Source organism: Curtobacterium sp. MCBD17_030 (assembly GCF_003224255.1).
Lineage (GTDB): Bacteria > Actinomycetota > Actinomycetes > Actinomycetales > Microbacteriaceae > Curtobacterium.
The window spans coordinates 105,005-131,182 of sequence record NZ_QKLI01000001.1; the positions used below are offsets into that span (position 1 = coordinate 105,005).

The following is a 26,178-nucleotide window of genomic DNA, read 5'->3' on the forward strand; positions in this document are numbered from 1 at the left end:
GCGGCGGTGCACCAGTCAGTGTTGCTGCACGGAATCGCGCAGACAAGAGCAAAAGCGTGCGCGTTATCGTGCACGATCTGGACACACGCCCGAAACGGGATCCCCGTAGCATCCGCCTGTCCTGCGCTCCGACCCGCCCCGACAACGAACAACGCGCCCCGTCGGAACGGGGCGCGTTGTACGTGCGGGTGTGCGAAGGGCTACCGCAGCGCGCGGTCGATGACGTCGGCGGCCTCCTGCGCACTGCGCTTCGACGAACCGGTGGCCGGGGCCGCGCTCGCGGAACGGGACGAGACGGACAGCGGCCGACCGTCGAGGTGCGGCGAGAGGTTCATGCACACGAACGGCCAGGCGCCCTGGTTCTCGGGCTCCTCCTGCGCGAAGACGACTTCGGCCTCCGGGTAGCTCGCGAGCACCTCGAGGATCCGGTCGAGCGGCAGCGGGGCGAGCTGCTCGAGCCGGACGAGTGCGACGTCGGTCGTGCCGCGCTTCTCGGCCTCGGTCCGCAGGTCGTGGTGGATCTTGCCCGAGTGCAGGACGACGCGGCGCACCGAACGACGGTCGATGCCGTGCGACTGCAGGCGGTCGTCGTCCAGCACCTCCTGGAACGAGCCGGACGTGAAGTCGGCGACGGCGCTCGTCGCCTGGCGCAGGCGGAGCATCGCCTTCGGGGAGAACACCACGAGCGGCTTCTGCGGCTTCGCCCACGCCTGTCGGCGGAGCAGGTGGAAGTACGACGCCGGGGTCGACGGGCGAGCCACCACCATGTTGTCCTGCGCGCAGAGCTGCAGGTAGCGCTCGATGCGGCCGGAGGAGTGGTCCGGTCCCTGACCCTCGTAGCCGTGGGGGAGCAGCAGCACCAGGCCGGAGCGCTGGCCCCACTTCTGCTCCGCCGAGGAGATGAACTCGTCGATCACGGTCTGGGCACCGTTCGCGAAGTCGCCGAACTGCGCCTCCCACAGCACCAGGGCCTCTGGGCGCTCGACCGAGTACCCGTACTCGAACGCCATCGCCGCGTACTCGCTGAGGAGCGAGTCGTAGATGAAGAAGCGTGCCTGGTCCTCGGTCAGGTTGGCGAGCGGCAGCCACTCCTGACCGTTCGTGCGGTCGTGGAAGACCGCCTGACGCTGCACGAACGTGCCACGGCGGGCGTCCTGTCCGGCGAACCGCACGGGCTTGCCCTCGACCAGGACCGAACCGATCGCCATGAGTTCGGCCATCGCCCAGTCGACGCCGCCGGCACGCGTCATCTCGCGGCGCTTCGTGAGCAGCTGCTGCAGCTTCGGGTGGATCGAGAAGCCCGACGGCGGGTTGCCGTGCGCGTCGCCGATGAGTTCGACGAGCTCCTGCGAGATCGCCGTCTCGCGCACCTCGAGTTCGGAGTCGTCACGCTGGGAGGTCGGACGCTCGAGACCGTTCACGGCACCGGAGTCGTCGACCGAGACCATCGGCATGGTTCCGGTCTGTGCCTCGTGCGTCTCGGCGAACGCACGCTCGAGGCGGTCCTGGAAGTCGCGGTGCGCGTCGTCGTACTCCTGCTGCGTGATGTCGCCGCGGCCGACGAGGGCCTCGGTGTACAGCGTGCGGACGGAGCGCTTCGCCTCGATGAGGTTGTACATCAGCGGCTGCGTCATCGAGGGGTCGTCGCCCTCGTTGTGGCCGCGGCGGCGGTAGCAGACCAGGTCGATCACCACGTCGCGGTGGAACTCCTCGCGGTACGCGAACGCCAGGTCGGCGACGCGGGACACGGCCTCCGGGTCGTCGCCGTTCACGTGGAAGACCGGTGCCTGGATGGTCTTCGCCACGTCCGTCGAGTAGACGGACGTGCGCGCGGACTCGGGCGGGGTGGTGAAGCCGACCTGGTTGTTGATGACCAGGTGCACGGTGCCGCCGGTGCGGTAGCCGCGCAGCTGCGACATCTGCAGCGTCTCGACGACCACGCCCTGTCCGGCCATGGCCGCGTCGCCGTGCACGAGCACCGGCAGCGTGCCGAACGTCCCCGCCGGCTTCCGGTCCTGCTTGGCCCGGACGATGCCCTCGAGCACGCCGTCGACGGCCTCCAGGTGGGACGGGTTCGCCGCGATCGTCACCGGGATGGCCGTGCCGTCGGACGCGCGGAACACGCCCTCGGTGCCCACGTGGTACTTGACGTCACCCGAGCCCTGCCCGGAGACGGTGCCGGGCAGCTGGGTGCCCTCGAACTCACGGAAGATCTGGCCGTACGTCTTGCCGGCGATGTTCGTCAGGACGTTGAGGCGGCCGCGGTGCGCCATCCCGATCGCGACCTCGTCGAGGCCGGCGCCGGCGGCGTTCTGGATCAGGGTGTCGAGGAAGGCGATTGTCGACTCGCCGCCCTCGAGCGAGAAGCGCTTCTGGCCGACGTACTTGGTCTGCAGGAAGGTCTCGAACGCCTCGGCCTCGTTGAGCTTGCCGAGGACACGCAACTGCTCGTCCTTCGACGGCTTCGAGTAGGGCACCTCGATGCGCTCCTGCACCCAGCGGCGCTGCTCCGGGTCCTGGATGTGCATGTACTCGATGCCGACGGTGCGGCAGTAGGCGTCGCGGAGGATCCCGAGGACGTCGCGCAGGGGGGCGGTCGTCGTGCCGGCGAGCCCGCCCGTGACGAACTCCCGGTCGAGGTCCCAGAAGGTCAGCCCGTGGCTCTCGATCTCGAGGTCGGGGTGCGTGCGTTGCCGGTACTCGAGCGGGTCGATGTCGGCCATCAGGTGCCCGCGGACGCGGTAGCTGTTGATGAGCTCCTGCACGCGTGCGGTCTTGTTCACCCGGTGCGCCAGGTCGACGTTGATGTCGTTCGCCCACTGGATCGGCTTGTACGGGATCCGGAGCGCGGCGAAGATGTCGTCGTAGAAGCCGTGCTGACCGATCAGCCGCTCGTGCACCTTCTTGAGGAACTCGCCGGAGCCGGCGCCCTGGATGACGCGGTGGTCGTACGTGCTGGTCAGCGTGATGGTCTTGCCGACGCCGAGCTCGACCAGCGTCTTCGGTGCCGAGCCCTGGAACTGCGCCGGGTACTCGAGCGCTCCGGCGCCGACGATGCAGCCCTGGCCCTTGGTCAGGCGCGGGACGGAGTGCTCGGTGCCGATGCCGCCGGGGTTCGTCAGGGAGATCGTCGTGCCCTGGAAGTCCGACGGGGTCAGCTTGTTGTCCCGGGCGCGCTTGACGACGTCCTCGTAGACGGAGAGGAACTGCCCGAACGTCAGGGTCTCGGCCCGCTTGATGCTCGGGACGAGCAGGGAGCGCGTGCCGTCCTTCTTCGGGACGTCGATCGCGATGCCGAGGTTGACGTGCGCGGGGGTGACGAGGAACGGCTTGCCGTCGCGCTCCTCGTAGGAGACGTTCTGGCTCGGGAACTCCTTGAGCGTCTGGACCATGGCCCAGCCGATCAGGTGCGTGAAGGAGATCTTGCCGCCGCGGGCCCGGCGCAGGTGGTTGTTGATGACGATCCGGTTGTCGATCATCAGCTTCGCCGGGATCGTCCGGACGCTGGTCGCGGTCGGGACGGTCAGCGAGGCGTCCATGTTCGACGCCAGGGTCTTCGCCATGCCGCGCAGCGGGGTGGCGACGTCCTCGTGGGTCTCCTCGTGCTCGTCGGCGGAGTCGTTCGCCTCGGCCGGGATGGGCGGCGGCGTCGGCTGGCGCGAGGTGGTCCGGGCCTGGAGCGGGGTCTTCGCCTCACCGGTCGCGGGCTGCTGTGTGCTGGACGGCCCGGCGACGGCGGAGGGCTGCTCGGCGGGGGCGTCTGCGGCGGCAGCGGCCTGCGCGGGGGCTTCGGCGGTCGAGTCGGTCGCGGCGGTCGAGTCGGTCGAGGTGGTGGAGGCGGTGCTGCTGAACTGGGCGCGGTGGTAGCTCTCGAGGACCGGCCACCAGGACTCGTCGACGCTGCTCTTGTCGGCGACGAACTGCTCGTAGAGCTCGTCCACCAGCCACTCGTTCGCGCCGAATTCGCCCGCGGTCTCGTCAGTTCCGGTCAGATGGCTCGACACAGCCGATCGCCCACTCTCCGTCGATTGATGCTCGTGTGTGTCGTGCAGGGCAACCCTGTCCCGCACGCCGTCAACCCTAGCCGCTCATCCGTGGCCGTGAGGTGGGAGACGGCGGGTGAGTCGAGCCTCCAGACCCGGTCCGCGTGGCGCTCCCCGGCGGCCCTCCGCAGGCCGCCGTACAGTGGCCGTCATGAGGTTCTACGAGACGCGGCCGACCCACGACCTGACCTACTCCGACGTCTTCCTCGTCCCCAGCCGGTCGAGCGTGACGAGCCGCTTCGACGTGGACCTGGCCACGAACGACGGCACCGGCGCGACGATCCCGATCGTCAGCGCGAACATGAACTCCGTGACCGGTCCGCGACTGGCCGCGACCCTCGCTCGGCGGGGCGGCCTCGGCGTGCTGCCGCAGGACATGCACCTGCAGGACCTCGACGCGGCGATCCGCTGGGTGAAGGCACAGCCGGTCGCGTTCGACTCCGCGCTCGACCTGGGCGCCGACACCACCGTCGCCGAGGCGCTCGAGCAGCTGCTGCCCGTCGCCGGCCGTGGTGTCGTGGTCCGCGACGAGGCGGGGGAGTACCTCGGCTGCGTGCCCGCGACCCGTCTCGCCACCGCCGGTGCGGACGCGGTCCTCGGCGACCTGCTGCACGGCGCGACGACCGCGATCGACGCCGAGGACGCCGGGTCCTCCCGCCATGTGTACGACGTGCTCACCGCGGCCGGCGTCGACTTCGCGCCGGTGATGCGACACGGCAAGGTCGTCGGCACCGTCAGCCCGACGAGCGCCATCCGCTCCGACATCTACCGGCCCGCGGTCGACGCCTCCGGCCGACTGCGTGTCGCCGCGGCCGTCGGCATCACCGGCGACGTCGCCGCGAAGGCCGCAGCGCTGGCGGACGCCGGTGTCGACGTCCTGGTCCTGGACACCGCGCACGGTCACCAGGAGGGCATGATCCGCGCGCTGCGCGCGGTGTCCGCGCTCGACCTCGGCATCCCGCTCGTCGCCGGCAACGTCGTCACCGCCGACGCCGTGGCCCACCTCGTCGCCGCGGGTGCGTCCATCATCAAGGTCGGGGTCGGTCCCGGGGCGATGTGCACCACGCGCATGATGACGGCGGTCGGTCGTCCGCAGTTCTCCGCCGTCCTCGAGACCGCCGCCGCCGCGCGTTCGCTCGGCGCGCACGTCTGGGCCGACGGTGGCGTCCGCTACCCCCGCGACGTCGCGCTGGCCCTGGCCGCGGGTGCGTCGGCCGTGATGATCGGCTCGTGGTTCGCCGGCACACTCGAGGCACCCGGCGTGCTCCGCCGCGACGACGCCGGACGCGCGTACAAGGAGAGCTGGGGGATGGCGTCCGCCAAGGCGGTGCGGGAGCGCTTCGAGCGCCTCGACCCGTACGAGCGGGCGCGCAAGGCGCTCTTCGCGGAGGGCATCTCGTCCTCGACGATCTACCTCGATCCCGAGCGGCCGAGCGTCGAGGACCTGCTGGACATGATCACGACGGGCCTCCGCAGCTCCGCCACCTACGCCGGCGCGACGAGCCTGCCCGAGTTCGCCGACCGTGCCCTGGTCGGCATCCAGTCCGCCGCCGGTTACGAGGAGGGCAAGCCCCTGCCCGTCAGCTGGTAGGGGAGCACCGACGGACGGGAGGCCCGGTACCAGCTGGTACCGGGCCTCCCGTCCGTGAGGGCGTCGCGTCAGCGGCGGGCTCGGCCGTCCTCACCGCGGAAGCGACAGTCCAGCGCCGATGACCGGGACACGACTGACGCTGCCACGAGTGGAATCACGACGTCGGGTCAGCGACGCCGGGTCGCGTCCTCGACGGTGCCGATGAGTTCCTCGAGGATGTCCTCGAGGAACAGCACGCCCGTCGTCCGGCCGTCCGCGTCGAAGGCCCGCGCCACGTGGCGTCCGGCCCCGCGCATCGTCGCGAGCGCGTCCTCCAGGTCCATCTCCGTGTAGAGCGAGATGAGCTGGCGGATGCGCTTCGGCGGCACCGGGTCGTCGAACTCGTCCGGCCGCAGGTCGATGACGTCCTTGACGTGCACGTACCCGGTCGGGTCGCCCGCGTCGTCGACCAGGACGTACCGCGAGAAGCCGCGCTGGGCGACGGCCCGTTCGACGTCGGCGGGCGTCGCGTCCTCGTGGAGGGTGACGAGCCCGGACATCGGCACGGCGACGTCCTTGACCTTCTTCTCGGTGAACTCGAACGCCATCCGAAGTGTGCCGGAGTCGTCGGCGAGGGTGCCCTCGCGTCGGGACTGCTCGACGATGGTCTGCACCTCTTCCACCGTGTACGCGCTGACGGCCTCGTCCTTGGGCTCCACCTTGAACAGGCGCAGCACCGCGTTCGCGACCTCGTTGAGCCCGACGACGACCCAGTGCAGGCCGTGGCCGATGTACCAGAGCGTCGGGACGAGCAGCAGCGCCGCCCGGTCCGGCATCGAGAACGAGATGTTCTTCGGGACCATCTCGCCGAAGACCACGTGCAGGAACGACACGAGCAGCAGCGTGAAGACGAACGCGATGACGCCGATGACCTCGCCGCTCCAGCCCGTCAGGTGCAGCGGGACCTCGAGCAGGTGGTGGATCGCCGGCTCGGAGACGTTGAGGATCAGCAGCGAGCAGACCGTGATGCCGAGCTGTGTGGTCGCGAGCATCCGGGTGGCGTGCTCCATCGCCCACAGTGTCATCTGTGCGGCTCGCGACCCCTGCTCCGCACGCGGCTCGATCTGCGAGCGGCGGGCCGAGATCACGGCGAACTCGGCTGCGACGAAGAACGCGTTGCCGCCGAGCAGCACGAACAGCCAGAAGATGCCCCACCAGTCGGAACTCATCGGGTGGCCTCCTGGTCCGTCGTGGTGGTGCCGTTGCCGTTGCCGTTGCCGTTGCCGGCGCTGCTGCCCAGGGTGTCCTCGCCGACCGGGTTCGGCGTGTACCGGATCCGGTCGATGCGCCGGCCGTCCAACCGCTCGATGCGGAAGACGCCGGAGTCGATGGCGACCTCGTCACCCACCACGGGCAGGCGTCCGAGCTCCTGCATGAGGAACCCGCCGACGGTCTCGTAGGGGCCGTCCTCGGGGACGGTGACGCTCGCGCGGTCCTCCAGCTCGTCGGGGCGCAGCAGCCCCGGGAAGGTCAGCCAGCCGCGGCTCCGGACGACGTCGATGCGCGCCCGGTCGTGCTCGTCGGACACCTCGCCGACGATCTCCTCGACCAGGTCCTCGAGCGTGACGACGCCGGCGGTCCCGCCGTACTCGTCGACGACGATGACCATCTGGTAGCCGCGACCTCGGACCTCGGTGAGCAGGGTGTCGCCGGGCATGGTCTCCGGCACTCGTTCGGCGTCGGTCATCAGGGCGCCGACCGGCACCTCGGCGCGCTTCTCACGCGGGACCGAGACGGCCTGCTTGACGTGCACGAGCCCGACGACGTCGTCCGCGTCCTCCTCGATGACGGGGAAGCGGCTGAAACCGGTCTTGCGCGCCAGGGCGATGACCGCCTCGGCGCTGTCGGACACGCGGATCGTCGACAGGCGCGGACGCGGCGTCATCACGTCGCTGGCGTTGAGCTCGGAGAAGGACAGCGTGCGCTCGAGCAGCGTTGCGGTGTCCTGTTCGAGCGAGCCCTCGGACGCGGACCGGCGGAGCAGTGACGTGAGCTCCTCGGCACTGCGGGCGCCGGAGAGCTCCTCCTGCGGTTCGATGCCGATCGCGCGGAGGACGGCGTTCGCGGTGCCGTTGAGCAGGGCGACGGCGGGCTTGCACACCGTCGTGAAGCCGACCTGCAGGGGCACGACCAGGCGTGCGGTCTGCAGCGGCAGGGCGAGCGCGAAGTTCTTCGGCACGAGTTCGCCGAGGATCATCGACAGCAGGGTCGCGATGACGAGCGCCACGATCGAGCCCACGGTCTCGACGACGCCCTCGGCGAGGTTCATCGCGAGGAACGGCGCTTCGAGCAGCGTGGCGATCGACGGCTCGAGCAGGTAGCCGGTGAGCAGCGTCGTCAGCGTGATGCCGAGCTGCGCGCTGGACAGGTGCGTCGAGGTGACCTTGAGCGCACCGATGACGGTGCTGAGACCGGTCTCACCGCGGTCTCGGCGGGCTTCGACGTCGGCGCGGTCGAGGTTCACGAGCGCGAACTCGGAGGCGACGAAGACGCCGGTGCCGAGCGTCAGCAGGATGCCGCCGATCAGCATGACGATGTCGACGGGGCTCACGAGGCACACCTCGGAGTCGGGCAGCTCACTGTGTGAGCGGCGGGCATGTGATGGTCAGAACTAGGAGGGTCGTCCACAATGCCTCGATGGTACCGGGCGCTTCCTCGGAGGAAGCGAGAAGGCGTCAGGAGGTGAGCCGTGCCTCCCGTCAGATGCTGGCCGCGAGCTCCTCGAGCGACCGGCGCAACCCGGCGGCCGAGGTGAAGTGCACCCCCACCGCGCCGACGGCGTCTGCGCCGGCGGCGTTCTCCGCGCGGTTGTCGACGAAGACCATGGCACTCGGCTCGATGCCCAGACGTGTGCAGGTCTCGCGGTAGATCGAGGCGTCCGGCTTCAGGACGTGTTCCTCCGCGCTCACCACGACTACCTCGAACAGCGAGCCCATCGGCGAGCGTCGGTACGGGTCGCCGAAGTCGAAGCCCGCGTTCGAGAGCAGCGCCAGCCGGGTGCCGCCGTCGTGGAGCTCCTCGACGAGGGCCAGGACCTCGGGGTCGACCTCGAACCAGCCGGTGAAGTCGAGCGCCCACAGCCGGTGCACCTCGGTCACCGACCAGGTGCGACCGATGCGCTCGGCGATCGCGCGCCAGTACTCCAGCACCGTCAGGTCGCCGCGGTCCAGGTCGTGTCGGAGCTCCTGGTACACCGGGAACAGCGTGTCGGCGTCGAGCCCGGTCGCGTCGAGCAGTGCGGCACGGGCGGCGTGCGGGGTCCGGCTGATCACCTCGCCGTAGTCGAAGACGACGACACGACCAGGCAGGGACAGGCTCATGCCCGTCACCGTACCGTGGGCACGATGAACGACTTCGTCTCCGTCCGACCCGTCGACGCCGCCCGCTGGATCACCGTCCCCACCGGCGACACCTCGAAGTACCGACGCGGGGTCCTCGGCGTCGCCACCGGGTCCGCGCAGTACCCGGGTGCGGCCGTGATGGGGGTCGACGCCGCCGTGCACACCGGCCTCGGCATGGTCCGCTACGTCGGCCCGGAGCGGGCCACCGACTTCGTGCTCGCCCGTCGGCCCGAGATCGTCGCCGGCGTCGGTCGCGTCCAGGCGTGGCTCCTCGGGTCGGGCACCTCCGCCGGTTCCCTCGACGAGCTCGACGAGACGACCCGCGCCGGTTTCACGCACGCCTCCGACGACGGTGTGCCGGTCGTCGTCGACGCGGGGGCGATCCCGCTCGTCGACCTCGGCCCGCTCGCGGTGCTCACCCCGCACGCCGGGGAACTCGCGTCGCTCCTTGGCGTGTCCCGGGACGAGGTCGAGGGCGACCCACGCGGCTCAGCACTCCGTGCCGCCGAACGGACCGGGAGCGTTGTGCTCCTCAAGGGCGCCGACACGCACGTCGTCACGCCCGACGGCGGGGTCCGGCTGGTCGCGTCGTCGGCGACCCCCTGGCTTGCGGCAGCGGGGGCCGGGGACGTGCTCGGCGGGGTGCTCGGCGCGCTCGTCGCCGCCCGCGCCGGCACGTCCGAGGTCGGACCGGAGGACCTCGCGCACCTGGCGGCGGCGGCAGCGGTCGTGCACGGGGTCGCTGCCCGTCGGGCCTCGCGTGGTGGGCCGTTCCCGATGACCTCGCTCATCGAGCAGCTGCCCGGGGTGGTGCGCGACCTCGCGGTGACGGGCGACGCGCAGGTCGACTGACGGGGCCGCGGGACGGCCCGTCGGACGGGAGGCGCGCCGGCGGGCCGGTGCCGTGCCTCCCGACTGTCAGCCGGTCGCGCCGTGACCCGCCCGGTCACCGGTCAGGACGACGGCGAGGCGTGCACGAGGAACTCGACCGCCCCCGCGTCGTCGACCTTCACGAAGCCCAGGTTCGGCGCCTGCACCGAGTAGTCGGAGAACGTGATCGGGACCGTGCCCGAGACGTCGACGCCGTCGCCGCTGAGTCCGACCTGCAGCGTCGCCGTCACCGGCTTGGTGACGCCGTGCAACTCGAGGGTGCCGGTCGCGCGGACCTCGGTCGTGCCGCTGCCGGTCGGGACGGCGTCGGACACCGGCTCGGTCAGGGTGAACGTCGCCGTCGGGAACGCCTGCGTGTCGAGGGCCGAGTCGCGGAAGTACGAGTCGCGCTGGGCCGAGTCGGTCGCGATGGTGCCGACCTGCACGGTGATCGTCGCCGCGCTGATCGTGGTGCCGTCGACGGTCGCTGTCCCGGTGACCTCGGACGTGCGGCCGGTGACGGTGACGTCCGATCCGTTGAGGACCTCGTGGACGCGGTAGCCGGCCTCGGACCCGTCGCCGACCGTCCAGGTGCCGGACAGGTCCTGCGCGTCGAGCGTGGAAGGAGCACGGCTGGCGGCGACCGTCGGTGTCGCTGACGCCTTGGCGTTCTCACCGGAGGTGTACGCGCGGGTGCCGATCGCGACGGCGACCACCGCGACCACGGCGACGACGACGAGCACGACGAGCACGACCACGAGGCGGCGCCGGGGGCGGGGGGACGGGCGGTTCGGAGCGGAGGTCACCCGAGGACGGTGACACGTCACTCTCGGGATCGGCTGAGGATCTGTGCCCGGTCGGTACGCTCGTCCGGTGCGCAGGAACCCGTGGCCCGAGATCGTCGTCTTCGGGGTGGCGTTCGTCACGGTGCACCTGGTCCTCTGGTACCTGACGCTCGTCGTGCCGAACCAGCCGATCGGTGACGTCACCATCACCTACCGACGGTGGATCGAGTCGGGGCAGGCGTCGCACTTCTGGGTCGGCATCGACTCGGCGTGGGTGTACCCGATCCTGGCGATCGTGCCGATGGCGGCCGCGGCCCTCGGCGGCACCGCGTCGATCGGCACCGGATGGCTGCTGCTCATGGTGCTGTTGAACGCGGTCGCGGCCGCGGTCCTCTGGCGCTTCCGGGCGTTCGGCGTCCGGGTGGTCTGGTGGTGGCTGGTGTTCCTGCTGGCCCTCGGTCCGATCGGCCTCGGACGGATCGACACCGTCGCCACCGCGGTCGCACTGGTCGGCGTGGCATTCGTCGCCGCACGACCCGGGATCGCCTCCGCGGTGTTCACCGTCGCGGCTTGGATCAAGGTGTGGCCGGCCGCCCTGGTCGGGGTGCTGTTCGTCCTCCGCCGCGGGCGTCGCGTCGAGGTCGTCGCCGGTGCGTTCACCGTCACCGGGCTCGTCGTCCTGGTCGACGTGCTGTTCGGCGGTGCGACGCACCTGCTCTCGTTCATCGGCGAACAGACCGGTCGTGGGCTGCAGATCGAGGCGCCGCTCGCCACCCCGTTCCTCTGGGCCGCCGCCGCCCACGTGCCCGGCGCTGCGGTCTTCTACGACCGGGAGATCCTGACCTTCGAGGTCTCCGGTGCCGGCACGACGGTCGCCGCGGCACTCTCCACCCCGCTGATGGCGGCCGTCGTGGTCGTCGGCGTCGTGCTCGCGCTGCTCGCCGTCCGGACCGGGGCCCGCCGCACCCAGGTCGCCCCGGTGCTGGCGCTGCTGTTCGTCGCGGCGCTCATCGCGACGAACAAGGTCGGGTCGCCGCAGTACATCGGGTGGTTCGCGGTTCCGGTGGTCTGGGGGCTCGCCGCCGGACGGGGGAGTGCCTGGCGGTTCCTGCCGGTCGCCGCCGCGATGCTGCCGATGGCCTTCCTCACGCAGCTCGTCTACCCGGGCTACTACGACCAGGTGCTCGCCGTGCAGCCGTGGATCCTCGTCGTCCTGTCGGTGCGGAACGCCCTCGAGGTCGCCGTGCTGGTCTGGGCGGTCGTCGTGCTCGTCCGGCTGTGGCGGCAGGGGATCGAGCCACGCGCCTCCCGTCGGGCCGCCGACGCGACGCAAGCGGACCACGTCGCGCGTTGACGCGTGGCGGGGCAGGATGGGGGCATGATCGTCGCCTTCTCCATCGCCCCGTCCGGTGGGCCCGCCGCAGCCGAGGACGGCTCCGTCCACGACGCCGTCGCCGCAGCCGTGCGGGTCGTCCGTGAGTCCGGCTTGCCGAACCGCACCTCGTCGATGTTCACCGAGCTCGAGGGGGAGTGGGACGAGGTGTTCGCCGTGGTCAAGGCCGCCACCGACGCCGTCGCGCCGTTCGGGACGCGGGTCTCGCTCGTGCTCAAGGCAGACATCCGGCCCGGGCACACGGGGGAGATCGACGGGAAGCTCGAGCGGCTCGAGGCGGCGCTCGCCTCGGCCTCGAACGGTCCCGAGCACTGAGTGCCCTCGGACGGCGCGGTCTCAGCGCGACACGCCGCCCACGTTCCAGCGATGTCAGCGGTCGGGTGTGTGCTGGATGCATCGGCCGGCGCACGAGCGCCGGCACCCGCGACGGAAGGAGCCCGCTCATGATGCACGACGGTTGGTGCCCGGACTGCGACCTCCCCTCGGTCGTGATCGACGTCTCCGATGACGAACAGCACGCTTGGGCGAGCTGCACCGAGTGCGGCACCGGTTGGGTGCACCGCGACGAACTGCCGGAGGCGCGCATCGCCACCCGCGCACCGGAGCAGCGAGCAGCCTGAACCGTGAGTGATCTCGACGCCGAGCGCTGATCCTCAGCGGACCCCGACCCCGACGGTGACCCACCGCCGGGGTCGCTTCATGTCGGCCGCTCGGTTCGTTGACTTCGGTCAATCATGTGCAATGATTGACGCTGGTCAAGTAACGGGTGCAGCGTGGCATGCCGGAGAGTTCTGAGGAGTCCAGATGTCACAAGCCGAACCCGAGGCCGCCCACGGGCCTTCATCCGACGCACCAGCGATGACGCAACGGCAGGTGCTCGAAGCGCTGTCCGGTCTGCTGCTCGGCATGTTCGTCGCGATCCTCGCCTCGACCGTCGTCAGCACGTCGCTGCCGCGGATCATCGGCGACCTCGGCGGCGGTGAGAGTGCCTACACGTGGGTCGTCACCTCGACACTCCTGGCGACGACCGTGTCGACCCCGGTGTGGGGCAAGCTCGCCGACCTCTTCAACCGGAAGCTGCTCATCCAGCTGTCGCTGGTGGTCTTCGTCCTCGGGTCGGCCCTGGCCGGCTTCTCGCAGAACCCCGGGACGCTCATCACGTTCCGCGTCCTGCAGGGTCTCGGTGCCGGTGGCCTGACCGCGCTGAGCCAGATCATCCTGGCCGACATCATCAGTCCCCGCGAGCGCGGTCGCTACGGCGGGTACTTCGGTGCGGTCATGGCCGTCGGCACCGTCGGCGGACCGCTCTTCGGTGGCTTGCTGACCGACAGCCTCGGGTGGCGGTGGAACTTCTTCGTCGGAGTCCCGTTCGCGGTCGCGGCGATCATCCTGCTGCAGCTCACCCTGAAGCTCCGCGCGATGCCGAAGCGCAAGGTGTCGATCGACTACCTGGGCATCGCGACGATCGCCGGTGGTGTCTCGCTCCTGCTGATCTGGATCACCCTGGCGGGGAAGAACTTCGACTGGGTGTCGCCGACGTCGGCCGTCATGGTGATCGGCGCAGTCGTCCTGCTCGTCGCGACGGTGTTCATCGAGCTCCGCGCGACGGAGCCGATCCTCCCGATGACGCTGTTCCGGAGCCGGACCTTCTCGATGTCCGTGATCGGGTCGATCGCCGTGGGCATCGCGATGTTCGGCGCCACGGTCTACCTGGCGCAGTACATGCAGCTGGCTCGCGGGGCCACTCCGACGCAGTCCGGCCTGCTGACGATCCCGATGATCGGCGGACTGCTCATCGCCTCCACCGTCGGCGGCAGTCTCGTGACGAAGACCGGCAAGTGGAAGCCGATCATGCTGATCGGGTCGATCGCGCTCGTGGTGGGTCTCGCCCTCATGGGGACGATCGAGTACGACACCCCCTACCTCGTCGTGGCCGTGTACATGTTCGTGATGGGTTCCGGCGTCGGTCTCGTGATGCAGAACCTCGTCCTCGTGGTGCAGAACACGACGGAGCCGCGGAACATCGGTGCGGCCTCTGCCGGTGTCGCGTTCTTCCGCTCGCTCGGTGGTGCGCTCGGGGTGTCGGTGCTCGGGACCGTTCTCGGCAACCGCGTCACCGACCTGCTCGGCGACAAGCAGGCCGAACTCGGCAAGGCCATCGCGGCGCTCGGCGCCAAGGGCGCGGCCGTGGCGAAGGAGCTGTCCTCTGGCAGCATCCCGGCCGTGAGCAAGCTGCCGTCGGGCGTCCGCCAGATCATCGAGTCGGCGTACGGGCAGGGGGTCGCCGACGTGTTCCTGATCGCGGCACCGATCGCGGTCCTGCTCGTCCTGGCGATCGTCTTCATGCCGAACGTGCCGCTGACCACGAAGACCGTCGCCGAGCGCTCCACGGACCAGGGGCCGCTGGCCGGGTCCGCCGAGGACTTCGCCGGCATCGGTACCGTCACCGGATCGCACCCGGTCATCGAGGCCGGTGGTTCCCAGGGTTCCGCCGGGACACGTGCTCGAAACTCGTGAGATGACGTCGTCCGGGACTCCGCCCACCGCAGGTGACGACGGGTTCCCGGACGGCCTGGAGGTCCGCGTCGGAGTGCTGGAGCGCCAGTTCGCGGCGCTGTTCAGCGCGTACCGCGCGCGCCTCCGGCAGCAGGCAGCGGACGTCGACCCGGCACTGCAACCGTCCGGCTTCCGGACGCTGCAGGAGCTCGTCAGCCGCGGTCCGCTCGGCGCGGGGGAGCTGGCGGAGTCGTTGGGGTTCGACAAGAGCGTGCTCAGCAGGCAGCTCCGGCAACTCGAGTCGCTCGGTCTGGTCTCGAGGGGTCAGGACCCGGCGGATCGCCGCGCGGTCGTGATCAGCCCCACCGATGACGCCGTCGCCAGGATGGAAAGGATCCGCAGCGGAGCGCGAGACGAGTTCCGCACCAACCTGGCGGAGTGGCCCACCCGCGACCTGGACGAGCTCGCCCGACTGCTCGCCAACCTCCGGCCGCGGTGACGCTCAGTACCAGTACCAGTACCAGCACCGACAGCTCGTCGTGACGGGACCTTCGCGCCGATCGGGAATCCCGGTCGGCGCGGCCGCGTTCCATCGTCCAGTCGGCGACAGTGTCGGCATGTCGGTCGAATCGATTCGGCCACTCGTCTTTCGCCGCCGTGTTGGAGCGGTCTACACTGATCCGGCACCCGATCCCACGTGCTCGTACCCACCGTGCTCGCGCACGAGAACAGGTCCCATGTCCCAGCTCACGCCGGCACGTCGTACGCTCGCCATCCTCGCTCTCGCGCTGGGTGGCTTCGCCATCGGGACCACCGAGTTCGTCGCGATGGGCCTGCTGCCGAACATCGCCGAGGCGCTGCTGCCCGGCCAGTACGCCGCCGACCCGGAGGGCGGGGTCGCCCACGCCGGTTGGATCGTCAGCGCGTACGCCCTGGGGGTCGTGGTCGGTGCACCGACGATCGCGGCGATGTCCGCCAGGTTCCCGCGCAAGGGCCTGCTCATGGTGCTGCTGGTCGGGTTCGTCGTCGCGACGGTCGCGAGCGCGGTCCTGCCCTCGTTCGGCCTGGTCCTCGTCGCCCGGTTCGTCGCCGGACTCCCGCACGGTGCGTACTTCGGCATCGCCTCGATCGTCGCCGGCGACATCATGGGACCGGGGAAGCGCGGCAAGGGCATCGCCCTCGTGCTCCTCGGCCTGTCGGTCGCCAACGTCGTCGGTGTCCCCGCGGTCACCTGGATCGGTCAGGTCGCCAGCTGGCGGACCGCCTACGGGGTCGTCGCCGCGCTGTTCGCGCTGACGTTCCTCGCCGTGTCGGTGTTCGTGCCGCGCAGCGGTCGGGACGTGCACGCGACCATCGGGCGGGAGCTCCGGGCCTTCCGGGTGCCGCAGGTCTGGATCGTGATGAGCCTGGGAGCGGTCGGCTTCGGCGGCTTCTTCGCCGTCTACTCGTACATCTCGCCGCTGGTGCAGAACGTGACCGGGTTGTCGGAGTCCTCGGTGCCGCTCGTGCTGGTCGTCGTCGGGCTCGGCATGGTCGTCGGCGGTTTGCTCGGTGGATTCCTGGCGGACCACAGCGTCAAGGCCACCATCTTCGTCGGGCTGTTCGCCCTGATCGGCGCGCTGCTCGTGACGGTCCTCACCGCACAGTGGGTCGTCGGCCTGTTCATCGGGGCGTTCCTGCTCGGTGCGACCTCGTCCGCGATCCCGCCGGCGGTGCAGTCCCGACTGATGGACGTCGCCGGTGACGCCCGCACCATCGCGGCAGCGCTCAACCACTCCGCCTTCAACCTGGGCAACTCGCTCGGCGCTGCGCTCGGCGGCGCGGTCATCGCGGCCGGCTTCGGCTTCGTCGCCCCGGGCTGGCTCGGCATCGGTCTGGCGCTGCTCGGTGTCCTCGTCGCGGTGATCAGCTACGCGGTCGAGAACCGAACGAACCGACGCGCAGCGGCGGTCCGGACGGCGGGAGCCAGCACCGGCCCGATCCGCGAGTCCGTGTCCTCGCACTGACGGCACCTCGCGGCACCTCGCGGCGCCGGGTGGGTCTCACGGACAGCAGTGTCCGCGCGCGCTGACCGACCCTCGCCGTATCGCCACATGCCGTAACTGGCCGCGTGCGCTCCGCCGCGGTGCGCGCATCGTGGCATCTCGACGCGTGAGATGCCCAAATTGCGGCACCTCGCGGTGGAGCCCGCCCGCTCGCCCGGCGACCCGGCCCCTACAACCCGTGTGGGGAACCGTCCTGGACGATGATGCCGTCGGTGATCGCCCGCTTCCGGAGCGCCACCTTCGTGCCGACGTCGAACCCGGCGACGCGGTACTTCTCGCGGATGCGCTTCAGGTAGCTCTTCGCGGTCTCCTCGGAGATGCCGAGCTGGTAGGCCACGCTCTTCACGGGCTCGCCACCGCCGTAGAGCGCCATCACACGACGCTCCTGGGCGCTGAGCTTCGGCACGCCGCCGACGTCCCCACTGTTGATCGCCAGGTCGAGTTCGGCGGAGACGTACTGCTCGCCGCGCTGCGCCGCACGGATCGCCTCGACGATCATCGCCGCGTCCTCGCTCTTGACGAGGTAGCCGAGGGCTCCGGCACCGAGGGCCTCACGAACCACGTTCGGCTCGGAGTACGTGCTCATCACGACCGTCTTCACGCCGGCGGTCTTCAGCGTCGAGATCTTCAGGGACACCGGGATGGAGTCCTTCAGGTCCAGGTCGAGCAGCACGACGTCGACGGGGAAGGCCGGACTGGTGAGCAGCTCCGGCCAGGTGGTGACCGCGGTGACCATCGCGATGTCATCGGCTGCGTTCCGGATCCACTCGGTCAGGGCGCTGAGCAGCATCCGGTGGTCGTCGACGAGAGCGAGTCTGATCGGTTCTGCTGGAGTCGCCATGCGCGATGGTCCTTTCTGGTGGGTCCGTCCCGGGCCTGCTGATCCTAGGAGGATCGGCGACCGGGTTCGGGGAGGCTGGCCATGTTGTCCGGTAGCGGCACTCGCTGCGTGCCGGCGTCGCTGCCGGGAGGCTCGTGGTGCGTCACATCTGCGGGTGCCGGTTGACGACGCAATGCGCCGTGACGTGCAGCACGCCGTCGCGGACGCTGTCGGTGTAGGGCCCGATGCGCTGCAGGGCCGTCCACGCGGCCGGGCCGAGACGACGGCGGGGGACTCCGCGCGACTCGATGACGACCGGGACGTCCATGGTGTCGTCGGTGACCGGGTGGCCGTCGCTGCCGACGGGACCGAGGGTGACCGAGACGACGGGCACGCCGGGCTGCTGGGCGCGGCCGTCGCCGACCATCTGCCACAGCGCCTGGAGCAGGCCGTCGCGCTGGGCGGGGGTCAGGTGCCCCGCGAGGGCGCTCGGGTCGGTGACGGCGACGGAGCGGCCGAGGTTGTCGGACTCCGTGATCGCGTGGTACAGCCAGGTCTCGCGGCGGCCCTCGATCAGGTGCAGGCGGAGCTCGGTGGCGAGGGACGCGGCGACGGAGGCCGATGCGTCGGACAGCGGCAACGGGTCGGAGCCGTTCGCGACGGCGTCGAGCAGCTTCTCGGCGGCGAGGTCCAGGCGGGCGAGTTCGTCCGAGGCGAGCATCCCGACGGCGAACTGGGGGGCGCCGACGTTGCTCTGCACGAGCACCCGGTCGAGTTCGCGCTGCACGAGCTGCCGGAAGCGGTGCACGACGAACAGCGCCACGGACGGCGGGACGACGGTGACCGCGAGCATGGTGACGATGCCGGGCAGGGTCTCGGTCGTCAGCGGGGTGGACACCACGGCGTAGACGGCGAACGCCAGGCCGAGGCCGACGATCGCGGCGATGACCTCACGGGCGGGCCGGAGGGTCGTGATCGGCAGCAGCGCGAACCCGGCCGCCATCGACGCGGTGGCGGTGTGGCCGACGTCGTGCTGGTCCCACATCCCGATGAAGTCGAGCGTGACGATGCAGGCGAGCACGACGCAGATCAGCCCGAAGGCGACACCGGTGAGTCGTTCCCCGTACGTGAGGACCGTGGCGAGCACGCAGCTCGCGGCGACGACGAACAGCGCCCAGGCGGCCGCGGTCAGCCACGGGTTGGTGTAGTCGTCCCAGTGCACGAGGAAGAAGACGATCCCACCGAGCGCCTCGAGTCCGGTGAGCACGGCGGCACCGAGCCCGAGGTGGCCGGCACCGAGCGAGGCACCGGGCTGGGCTGCCTGTCGGAGCGAGCGGGCACCGGTCGAGGTGGAGGGCAGACCGCGCGCCTGTCGTCGTTCGGTGCCCCGGTAGCGTTCGCGGGCCTCCCGGCGGGTGCGGGGTGCGGTCTGCTCGCCGGGCAGTCCGTGGGTGATGGTGTCCTCCGGGACGCCGCTCATCGGGGCGCCTCCAGGACGACGGTGGTGCCGGCGCCCGGTGCCGAGAACAGGCGGGCGTCGCCGCCGACCTCGCGGAGGCGGTTCACGACGCTCTCCTTGAAGCCGAGCCGTTCAGCGCTGACGGTGTCGAGTTCGAAGCCGACGCCGGAGTCGGTGACCATCGCGCGGACCATCGCCTCGTCGTGCACGATCGTGACGTGCGCCTCGGGGACGCCGGCGTGGCGTCGGACGTTCTCCAGGCACTCGCCGAGCGCGAGCAGGAACGCGTCGAGCACGTGCTTCGGCAGCAGGACCTGCCCGGTGCCGTGCCAGGCGACCTCGAGACCCATGCGGCCGAAGCGCTGCTTGACGGACTCGAGGGTCTGGCCGAGCGGCGACTCCTCGGTCCGGGTGAGGGAGTAGTCGCCGGACTGCTGCGGTTGCGGGGTCGCGCCGAGGCGGAGGTGGCGGAGGAGCCGTGCGTCCTCGGCGGCCTGCTCCCGCATCGCGTGCTCGGAGACGCCGACGCCGGAGTGTGCCAGCAGGGTGAGGGTGGCGAGCACGGTGTCGTGCAGCAGTCGGGCGCCCTGTCGTCGCTGCGCCTCGGTCTCGCTGGCCTGGCGTTCGGCGCGGTGGGCGGTGCCGATGCTGTAGATGCGACGAGCCACGCGCGGGATGCTGCGGCTGATCCAGACGGCGACGACGGCGACGAGGACCCAGCCGAGGAGCACGCCGCTGACCGGGGCGCTGAGGACGGCGCCGCTGGCCCAGCTCATCAGCCCGAGGGAGACGACTCCGGCACCGGCTGCGAGGCCGAGTCCGACCCGGTGTCCGCGCTGCGCCATGAGCAGGGAGGCGAGTCCACCGCCGGCCAGCGGGACGAGTGCGCTGGCGATCACGCCGCGGTCGTCCGCCGTCACGGCCGTGGTGAGGATCGTCACGGCGCCGAGACCGGCGACGACGGTGGTGGCCGTCCACCAGGTCGAACCGTTGGCGCCGAACGCGAGGAGCGCCCCGACCATCACGGCGATGCAGCCGAGTCCGAGGACGAGCTGTGCCACGGGGACGGCGAGGGACGTGGCCACGCCCACGACGCTGACGAGCGCGCAGACGACGCCCACGACACGGGTCGTCGACCGGAGGAGGCGGTCGCGTTCCTGCGCGAGGAGTTCCATCGTTGGTCCTGGCTGTTCCTGGTTCGGGAAGCTGGTTGGTCTTGGGAAACCGAGCACTGGTCGAGACCGTGCACTCTGCATCATTCCACGGGCGACACCCGTAGTGGGGTCTTCGGCGCGCGGGGGTCGACGGATCGGTCTGCGGGTGTCCCGTCTTCCGGGGACACCGATGCACCCCGATCAGTCGAGCAGTCGCCGCAGGTGCGCCCCGACGGCCTCGTGTTCGATGAGGAAACCGTCGTGACCGAACTCGCTCGTGATCACCGCGGCGCGGTCGCCGTCCAGCGTGTCGGGCACTCCGGCGGCGATCCGGTGCTGGTCCTCGACGGGGAAGAGCCGGTCGCTGGAGATGCCGACGACGAGCGTCCGAGCGCTCACCCGGGCGAGCGCCGCAGCCACTCCGCCGCGGCCGGCACCGACGTCGTGCGAGTCCATCGCGTGCGTGAGGGCGACGTAGGACGCCGCGTCGAACCGTCGGGTGAACTTGTTGCCGTGGAAGTCGAGGTAGCTCTCCACCGAGAACCGTCCGTCGTCGCCGAGCGGGGAGACGTCGCTCTGCCACGAGCGGGCGAACCGGCCGTTGAGCTCGTCCGAGGCCCGGTAGGTCATCATCGCCATCCGCCGCGCCAGCGCCAGGCCCCGGTGCGGGCCCTCGCCGGGTTCGGCGTCGTGGTGGTCGCCGCCGGCGAACCCCGGGTCCATCTGGATCGCGGCACGCTGCAGGGAGTTCGCGGCGATCTGGTCCGCGGTGGTCTGCGCGGTGCTCGCCAGGACCGCGAGCCGGGCGACGCGTTCGGGGGCGGTGACGGCGGCCTCCAGGGCGTGCATGCCGCCCATCGACCCACCGACGACGGCGGCGAAGCGCTCGATGCCGAGTCGGTCGGCCAACCGCAGCTGCGTGGCGACCTGGTCGCGGATCGTGACGAACGGGAACCGGGAGCCCCACTCGACGCCGTCGGGTGCGACCGAGGACGGGCCGGTGGTGCCCTGGCAACCGCCGAGCATGTTCGGCGCGACGACGAACCAGCGGTCGGTGTCGATGGCGCGGCCGGGTCCGACGACGTCACCCCACCAGCCCGCCGTGCGGTGACCCGGTCCCGGCGGGCCCGCGACGTGCGAGTCGCCGGTCAGGGCGTGGAACACCAGGACGACGTTGTCCTTCGCGGGGGAGAGCGTTCCCCAGGTCTCGTACGCGACGCGGACCGACGGGATCCGGCCGCCGCGGACGAACTGCTCGCCGAGCGCCTCGAAGCGCCGTGCGCCGGTCGGGTCGCCCGGCCGCCACGCACCGGTGACCGGCGGCTTGCCGAGGGTGCCGAGTTCGGCGCCGGGCACCAGGGTGGACGGCACGGAGTCCTCGGGGGTCGTCTGCCAGTCCATCGTGCGTCCATCCTCCCTGGAGGCGCGGCTCGCCGCCGCCGTGTTACGTCACGTCCGGCGCGTCGCGGCCTCGCGGGACGCAACGTGGGCGGCTTCCCGCAACGGAACACCGCTGCGAGGAGCCGCCCACGTTGCGTCCCGTGGGTGCCTCAGCCGGGAGGCGCGGCACGGGTCAGGCGCGCAGGCCCGCCTGGGCGACGGCGCGGGCCGCGGCGAGCCCGGCCTCGAGGTCGGCCTTGAGGTCCTCGACGTTCTCGATGCCCACCGACAGGCGCACCAGGCCCGGCGTGACCCCGGTGGTGAGCTGCTGCTCGGGGGTCAGCTGCGAGTGGGTGGTGGACGCCGGGTGGATCACGAGCGAGCGGACGTCGCCGATGTTCGCCAGGTGCGAGAACAGCTGCAACTCGTCGACCAGGGCACGACCCGCGTCGACGCCGCCCTTCAGTTCGAAGGACAGCACGGCGCCGACACCACGGGGCGCGTACTTCGTCGCCGCCGGGTACCACGGGCTCGTCGGCAGCCCCGCGTACGCCACCGTCGCGACGTCCGGGTGCCGGTCGAGCCACTCCGCGATCTCCTGCGCGTTGGAGACGTGCCGTTCCATCCGCAGGCTCAGCGTCTCGATGCCCTGCAGGAGCGCGAACGCGGTGTCCGCCGAGTTCGACGCACCGAGGTCGCGGAGCAGTTGCACGCGGGCCTTGACGATGTACGCCAGCGCGTCACCGACGGCCTGCGAGAACACCGCCCCGTGGTACGACGGGTCCGGGGTGCTGAACTCCGGGAACCGCTCGGCGTGCTCGGACCACGCGAACGTCCCGCCGTCGACGATGATCCCGCCGATGACGGTGCCGTGCCCGCCGAGGAACTTCGTCGCCGAGTGCACCACGATGTCCGCGCCGTGCTCGAACGGACGGATCAGGTACGGCGTCGCGATCGTGTTGTCGACGATCAGGGGCACACCGGACTCGTGCGCGACGCCCGCGACGGTCTCGATGTCGAGCACGTTGATGCGCGGGTTGCCGATGGTCTCGGCGAAGAACAGCTTCGTGTTCGGACGGACCGCGCGACGCCACTCCTCCGGGTCGTCCTGGTCCTCGACGAACGTCGTCTCGATGCCGAGCTTCGCCAGCGTGTACTTGAAGAGGTTGTAGGTGCCGCCGTAGATCGACGACGACGACACGATGTGGTCACCGGCACCCGCGATGTTGAGCACCGCGTAGGTCTCCGCCGCCTGGCCGCTCGACACGAGCAACGCCCCGGTGCCGCCCTCGAGCGCGGCGATCCGCTGCTCCACGACGTCGTTGGTCGGGTTCATGATCCGCGAGTAGATGTTGCCCGGCTGCGCCAGCGCGAACAGGTCGCGGGCGTGGTCCGAGTTCTCGAACACGTACGAGGTCGTCTTGTAGATCGGCGTCGCACGGGCACCCGTGGTCGGGTCCGGTGCGGCACCCGCGTGCACCTGCGTGGTCTCGAACCGCCAGGCGGCTGCGTCGTTCGTGGTCATCGGGGCTCCTCTTCCGTCGCCCGTCACGCTACGCAGATGACCGGGCGCGCACCAGCGGGGGAGTCGTCGGACGTAACGCGCAGTGCCGAGGGGGACGGACGTCCGGGCACGGCGGGAAGTGGACGACGGGTCCGCTCGTGTCGCGACAGGGAAGGCGCGTGACCTACAGTGTCGCCGTCATGCCCTCCCTGAACCCGCCCGAGCAGCCCGGACGCTCGCACGTCAGACGGCACGACGTGGCCGGCCGGGACATCGACGAGGCCACCCACTTCTACGAGCGCGTGCACGACGCGCACGCCGTGCGGCTCACCCAGGACGAGGACCGGCCGTTCGGGTACCGGCTGCGTGCCGTCGGCGACGAGCGTCTCCGCCTGCGCAGCTCGGCACTCAGCGCTCGCCGCTGGGGCCGGATCGAGCCCCAGGGCCGCTACCTCGTCACCTGGGCGCACGACGGCGAACTGGCCATCGACGGCGGCACCGACACCGAACTCGTCGTCAGCGCCGGCACCCCCGCCGTCTACCCGACCGGCCGCCCCTTCACCATCGAGGCCCCGCCGAGCATCACGCTGCACACGATCGACATCGACGGCCCGGCCCTCGAAGCGCTCCACCTGGCACGGAGCGGCGAGCACGCGGAACCGCTCCGGTTCGCCCAGACGCCGGACCCCGAGGGACTCGCCGCACTGCAGCGCACGCTCGCCGCGTCGACCCCGGTCCTCCTCGACCCGAGCGCCGACCGCCTCACCCGGGCACGCCTGGTGGACGCGGTGAGCCGCCGGGTCCTCGACGCCTTCGCGCCCGCCCCGGCCTTCCCACGCTTCCCCGGCCACCCGGCGAACGTCGTCCGCGCGCTCGACTACATCGAAGCCCACCTGACCGAGCCGATCACGACGGCCGACCTCGCCGCAGCCGCCGGCCTCAGCCAACGCGGACTCCAGCAGGCCTTCGGGCGGAACGACCTGCCCACGCCGCTCGAGGCCCTGCGCGAGGCAAGACTCCGTCGAGCACGCACCCTCCTCGCCGACGCCCGACCCGGCGAGGTCAGCGTCGCCACCGTCGCCCGACAGCTCGGGTTCGTGCACCTCGGACGCTTCGCCGGGTACTACGCCGAGCGGTTCGGGGAACGCCCGAGCGACACGCTCCGCGGCTGACCCGGTCCCCGGGCCGCTGCCCGTGTCCGGCACACGCGGCAACGGTCCCCGTCTGACCTCCCGCCCTGTCGTCCCGGCGTTCCGTGGGCCGCCGGGACGAAAGGCACGACATGTGTGGACTGGCTGCCGAACTGCGGTTCGACGGGGGACGGGCGGACATCGACGCGGTCCGACGGATGACGACGTGCATGCAGGACCGCGGCCCGGACGGCGGGGGACTCTGGGACGGCGGCTGGGCGGTGCTCGGACACCGACGGCTCAGCGTCATCGACCGCACCGACCGTGCCGCGCAGCCGATGGAGTCCGGCGTGCAGGACGTCGCGATGGTCTTCAACGGGTGCGTCTACAACCACCGTGAACTGCGCGGCGAACTCGCCGCCGACTACCCGTTCCGCACCACCAGCGACAGCGAGGTCATCCTCGCCGCCTACGCCCGCTGGGGTGAGCGCTTCGTCGACCACCTCGTGGGCATGTTCGCCGTCGTCATCGTCGATCGCGACCGACACCGGGTCGTCATCGCCCGCGACCGGCTCGGCGTCAAACCGCTCTACTTCGCCGAGGTGGAGGGCGGCCTCCGCATCGCCTCCACCCTGCCGGCACTCCTCGCCGGCGGGGACGTCGACACCGCCCTCGACCCCGTCGCACTGCACCACTACTTCAGTTGGCACTCCATCGTGCCGGCACCCCGCACACTCCTCCGCGGCGTGCAGAAGCTCCCCGCCGCCACCGTCCGCACCATCGACACCACCGGCACCACCGAGGACCGGCTCTTCTGGTCACCCGCCTACGAACGCGACCCGGCACGCGCCCACTGGAGCGACCGTGACTGGGAGGACGCGATCGAGGAGAGCCTCCGCACCGCCGTCCGCAGGCGGCTCGTCGCCGACGTCCCCGTCGGGGTCCTGCTGTCCGGCGGACTGGACTCGAGCCTCCTGGTCGCGATGCTCGCCGACGAAGCCGGCGGCACCACGGGCACCTACAGCATCGGCTTCGACGGCGCCGGCGGCGAGGACGGCGACGAGTTCGCGTGGTCCGACCTGGTCGCCGACCGCTTCGCCACCGACCACACCCGGATCCACGTCCCCGCCACCGACCTGCCCGCGGCACTCGTCGACTCCGTCGGCGCGATGCCGGAACCGATGGCCACCCAGGACGTCGCGGCCTTCCACCTGCTGTCCCAGCGCGTCGCCGAGACCGAGCGGGTCGTGCAGTCCGGACAGGGCGCCGACGAGGTCTTCGCCGGCTACGCCTACCACCGCCCGGCGATGGACGTCCGACGCGGTGGCGCGCTCGCCGCGTTCACAGGCGCGTTCGTGGACCCCGCCGCGAGCGCCCGCACCCTCCTCGCACCCGGCGCCCTTCCGGCCACGGACGTCAGCCACCTGCTCCTGCAGGAACACCTCGGCGCACCTGGCGCCGAGACCGCCCTCGACGCGGTCCTCCGGCTCGACACGCACCTGCTCATGGTCGACGACCCGGTGAAACGCGTCGACAGCATGACCATGGCCTCCGGTCTGGAGGCCCGTGTCCCGTTCCTCGACCAGGACCTCGTCGCACTCGTGGCCGCGTGCCCGCCCGCACTCAAGACCGCCGACGGCGGCAAGGGGGTCCTGAAGTCCATCGGCCGACGCCTGCTCCCACCGGAGGTCGTCGATCGGCCCAAGGGCTCCTTCCCGGTGCCGGGCGTCCGCAACCTCGACGACGACGTCGTCACGGTCGCGCGGGACGCCCTGCTCGCACCCGAGGCACGGGACCGCGGCCTCGTCCGCGCCACCGCCGTCGACGCACTCCTCGCCGACCCGCGCCGCCACCGGACCCGCGCCGGGGGGACCGTGCTCTGGCTCCTCGCGGTCCTCGAGCTGTGGCTGCAACGACAGGGCATCCGGTGAGCGGCCCACGCGCGGTGCAGTGGACCAGCCCCGAGGACGGCTTCTGGCTGGCCCGCGTCGACGGAGTCCTCGCCGGACAGGTCGACCGGCACCGCCACGGGTACCTCGTCACGGACGCGCACAGCCGCTGGGTGGGGGACTACCGCGACCTCGGCACCGCCCAACAGCAGCTGCGCCGGTCCCTCGACGGGATCTGA

Annotated in this window: 21 protein-coding genes; 11 read left to right on the forward strand and 10 right to left on the reverse strand. The window is 71.2% G+C overall.

Annotated features, from left to right (window positions below):
• Window positions 1-200: 200 nt before the first annotated feature.
• Window positions 201-4,004 carry a multifunctional oxoglutarate decarboxylase/oxoglutarate dehydrogenase thiamine pyrophosphate-binding subunit/dihydrolipoyllysine-residue succinyltransferase subunit gene (locus tag DEI89_RS00505; protein WP_181421437.1) on the reverse strand — a complete coding sequence of 1,268 codons (3,804 nt, stop codon included), beginning with the start codon at window positions 4,002-4,004 and terminating at the stop codon, window positions 201-203.
• Window positions 4,005-4,194: 190 nt separating this feature from the next.
• Here DEI89_RS00505 and DEI89_RS00510 point away from each other — a divergent pair, with 190 nt between their 5' ends.
• Window positions 4,195-5,634 carry a GuaB1 family IMP dehydrogenase-related protein gene (locus DEI89_RS00510; RefSeq protein ID WP_110902086.1) on the forward strand — a complete coding sequence of 480 codons (1,440 nt, stop codon included), beginning with the start codon at window positions 4,195-4,197 and terminating at the stop codon, window positions 5,632-5,634.
• A gap of 167 nt (window positions 5,635-5,801) precedes the next feature.
• Here DEI89_RS00510 and DEI89_RS00515 read toward each other — a convergent pair whose 3' ends face one another.
• From DEI89_RS00515 to DEI89_RS00525, 3 genes are all read right to left on the reverse strand, one after another.
• The gene (locus DEI89_RS00515; RefSeq protein ID WP_110902087.1) at window positions 5,802-6,842 is read right to left on the reverse strand and encodes a hemolysin family protein; all 1,041 of its coding nucleotides are present in this window, start codon (window positions 6,840-6,842) and stop codon (window positions 5,802-5,804) included.
• Window positions 6,839-8,203, reverse strand: a complete 1,365-nt coding sequence (locus DEI89_RS00520; RefSeq protein ID WP_110902467.1) for a hemolysin family protein — start codon at window positions 8,201-8,203, stop codon at window positions 6,839-6,841. The genes DEI89_RS00515 and DEI89_RS00520 overlap by 4 nt, the downstream gene beginning before the upstream one ends.
• Window positions 8,204-8,372: 169 nt before the next feature.
• Window positions 8,373-8,993 carry an HAD family phosphatase gene (locus tag DEI89_RS00525; protein ID WP_110902088.1) on the reverse strand — a complete coding sequence of 207 codons (621 nt, stop codon included), beginning with the start codon at window positions 8,991-8,993 and terminating at the stop codon, window positions 8,373-8,375.
• A 24-nt stretch (window positions 8,994-9,017) separates the two neighbouring features.
• Between DEI89_RS00525 and DEI89_RS00530 the strand changes: the two genes are divergently transcribed.
• A complete protein-coding gene (locus DEI89_RS00530; protein ID WP_110902468.1) occupies window positions 9,018-9,866 on the forward strand; it encodes an ADP/ATP-dependent (S)-NAD(P)H-hydrate dehydratase in 849 nt (282 codons plus the stop codon).
• A gap of 101 nt (window positions 9,867-9,967) precedes the next feature.
• Here the strand turns inward: DEI89_RS00530 and DEI89_RS00535 are convergent, their stop codons facing one another.
• The gene (locus DEI89_RS00535) at window positions 9,968-10,690 is read right to left on the reverse strand and encodes a YceI family protein (protein WP_258368569.1); all 723 of its coding nucleotides are present in this window, start codon (window positions 10,688-10,690) and stop codon (window positions 9,968-9,970) included.
• A 67-nt stretch (window positions 10,691-10,757) separates the two neighbouring features.
• On the opposite strand from DEI89_RS00535, the gene DEI89_RS00540 reads away from it, so the two are divergent.
• From DEI89_RS00540 to DEI89_RS00560, 6 genes are all read left to right on the forward strand, one after another.
• On the forward strand, window positions 10,758-12,023 hold the full coding sequence (locus DEI89_RS00540) for a glycosyltransferase family 87 protein (protein WP_258368571.1): 1,266 nt from the start codon (window positions 10,758-10,760) through the stop codon (window positions 12,021-12,023).
• Between the two features lie 24 nt (window positions 12,024-12,047).
• On the forward strand, window positions 12,048-12,377 hold the full coding sequence (locus DEI89_RS00545; RefSeq protein WP_110902091.1) for a thiamine-binding protein: 330 nt from the start codon (window positions 12,048-12,050) through the stop codon (window positions 12,375-12,377).
• 128 nt (window positions 12,378-12,505) lie between these two features.
• On the forward strand, window positions 12,506-12,682 hold the full coding sequence (locus tag DEI89_RS17510; RefSeq protein ID WP_181421439.1) for a hypothetical protein: 177 nt from the start codon (window positions 12,506-12,508) through the stop codon (window positions 12,680-12,682).
• Between the two features lie 238 nt (window positions 12,683-12,920).
• A complete protein-coding gene (locus tag DEI89_RS00550) occupies window positions 12,921-14,579 on the forward strand; it encodes an MDR family MFS transporter (RefSeq protein WP_110902092.1) in 1,659 nt (552 codons plus the stop codon).
• Between the two features lies 1 nt (window position 14,580).
• Window positions 14,581-15,057: a MarR family winged helix-turn-helix transcriptional regulator gene (locus DEI89_RS00555; RefSeq protein WP_110902093.1), complete on the forward strand. Its 477-nt coding sequence runs from the start codon at window positions 14,581-14,583 to the stop codon at window positions 15,055-15,057.
• 238 nt (window positions 15,058-15,295) lie between these two features.
• Window positions 15,296-16,564: an MFS transporter gene (locus DEI89_RS00560; protein ID WP_110902094.1), complete on the forward strand. Its 1,269-nt coding sequence runs from the start codon at window positions 15,296-15,298 to the stop codon at window positions 16,562-16,564.
• A gap of 208 nt (window positions 16,565-16,772) precedes the next feature.
• On the opposite strand, the gene DEI89_RS00565 is transcribed toward DEI89_RS00560, so the two are convergent.
• The 5 genes from DEI89_RS00565 to DEI89_RS00585 form a co-directional block, all read right to left on the reverse strand.
• Entirely contained in the window at window positions 16,773-17,444 is a 672-nt protein-coding gene (locus DEI89_RS00565; protein ID WP_110902095.1) for a response regulator transcription factor, read from the reverse strand.
• Between the two features lie 142 nt (window positions 17,445-17,586).
• Window positions 17,587-18,903, reverse strand: coding sequence for a hypothetical protein (locus DEI89_RS00570; protein ID WP_110902096.1), 1,317 nt, complete (start codon window positions 18,901-18,903; stop codon window positions 17,587-17,589).
• Entirely contained in the window at window positions 18,900-20,057 is a 1,158-nt protein-coding gene (locus DEI89_RS00575) for a sensor histidine kinase (protein WP_110902097.1), read from the reverse strand. The genes DEI89_RS00570 and DEI89_RS00575 overlap by 4 nt, the downstream gene beginning before the upstream one ends.
• A gap of 180 nt (window positions 20,058-20,237) precedes the next feature.
• Window positions 20,238-21,437 carry a homoserine O-acetyltransferase gene (locus DEI89_RS00580; protein ID WP_110902098.1) on the reverse strand — a complete coding sequence of 400 codons (1,200 nt, stop codon included), beginning with the start codon at window positions 21,435-21,437 and terminating at the stop codon, window positions 20,238-20,240.
• A 172-nt stretch (window positions 21,438-21,609) separates the two neighbouring features.
• Entirely contained in the window at window positions 21,610-22,941 is a 1,332-nt protein-coding gene (locus DEI89_RS00585; protein ID WP_110902099.1) for a bifunctional o-acetylhomoserine/o-acetylserine sulfhydrylase, read from the reverse strand.
• A gap of 158 nt (window positions 22,942-23,099) precedes the next feature.
• Between DEI89_RS00585 and DEI89_RS00590 the strand changes: the two genes are divergently transcribed.
• From DEI89_RS00590 to DEI89_RS00600, 3 genes are all read left to right on the forward strand, one after another.
• Window positions 23,100-24,092 (forward strand): helix-turn-helix domain-containing protein, encoded by a 993-nt coding sequence (locus DEI89_RS00590; protein WP_110902100.1) that lies wholly within the window; start codon window positions 23,100-23,102, stop codon window positions 24,090-24,092.
• Window positions 24,093-24,202: 110 nt separating this feature from the next.
• Window positions 24,203-25,981, forward strand: coding sequence for an N-acetylglutaminylglutamine amidotransferase (locus DEI89_RS00595; protein ID WP_110902101.1), 1,779 nt, complete (start codon window positions 24,203-24,205; stop codon window positions 25,979-25,981).
• On the forward strand, window positions 25,978-26,178 hold the full coding sequence (locus tag DEI89_RS00600) for a hypothetical protein (protein ID WP_110902102.1): 201 nt from the start codon (window positions 25,978-25,980) through the stop codon (window positions 26,176-26,178). The genes DEI89_RS00595 and DEI89_RS00600 overlap by 4 nt, the downstream gene beginning before the upstream one ends.

Coding starts and splice junctions, on each gene's coding strand:
- DEI89_RS00570 (WP_110902096.1), bottom strand. CDS start 18,903: ATGAGCGGCGTCCCGGAGGACACCATCACCCACGGACTGCCCGGCGAG.
- DEI89_RS00530 (WP_110902468.1), top strand. CDS start 9,018: ATGAACGACTTCGTCTCCGTCCGACCCGTCGACGCCGCCCGCTGGATC.
- DEI89_RS00525 (WP_110902088.1), bottom strand. CDS start 8,993: ATGAGCCTGTCCCTGCCTGGTCGTGTCGTCGTCTTCGACTACGGCGAG.
- DEI89_RS00560 (WP_110902094.1), top strand. CDS start 15,296: ATGTCCCAGCTCACGCCGGCACGTCGTACGCTCGCCATCCTCGCTCTC.
- DEI89_RS00595 (WP_110902101.1), top strand. CDS start 24,203: ATGTGTGGACTGGCTGCCGAACTGCGGTTCGACGGGGGACGGGCGGAC.
- DEI89_RS00565 (WP_110902095.1), bottom strand. CDS start 17,444: ATGGCGACTCCAGCAGAACCGATCAGACTCGCTCTCGTCGACGACCAC.
- DEI89_RS00545 (WP_110902091.1), top strand. CDS start 12,048: ATGATCGTCGCCTTCTCCATCGCCCCGTCCGGTGGGCCCGCCGCAGCC.
- DEI89_RS00520 (WP_110902467.1), bottom strand. CDS start 8,203: ATGCTGATCGGCGGCATCCTGCTGACGCTCGGCACCGGCGTCTTCGTC.
- DEI89_RS00515 (WP_110902087.1), bottom strand. CDS start 6,842: ATGAGTTCCGACTGGTGGGGCATCTTCTGGCTGTTCGTGCTGCTCGGC.
- DEI89_RS00580 (WP_110902098.1), bottom strand. CDS start 21,437: ATGGACTGGCAGACGACCCCCGAGGACTCCGTGCCGTCCACCCTGGTG.
- DEI89_RS00585 (WP_110902099.1), bottom strand. CDS start 22,941: ATGACCACGAACGACGCAGCCGCCTGGCGGTTCGAGACCACGCAGGTG.
- DEI89_RS00575 (WP_110902097.1), bottom strand. CDS start 20,057: ATGGAACTCCTCGCGCAGGAACGCGACCGCCTCCTCCGGTCGACGACC.
- DEI89_RS17510 (WP_181421439.1), top strand. CDS start 12,506: ATGATGCACGACGGTTGGTGCCCGGACTGCGACCTCCCCTCGGTCGTG.
- DEI89_RS00555 (WP_110902093.1), top strand. CDS start 14,581: ATGACGTCGTCCGGGACTCCGCCCACCGCAGGTGACGACGGGTTCCCG.
- DEI89_RS00550 (WP_110902092.1), top strand. CDS start 12,921: ATGACGCAACGGCAGGTGCTCGAAGCGCTGTCCGGTCTGCTGCTCGGC.
- DEI89_RS00510 (WP_110902086.1), top strand. CDS start 4,195: ATGAGGTTCTACGAGACGCGGCCGACCCACGACCTGACCTACTCCGAC.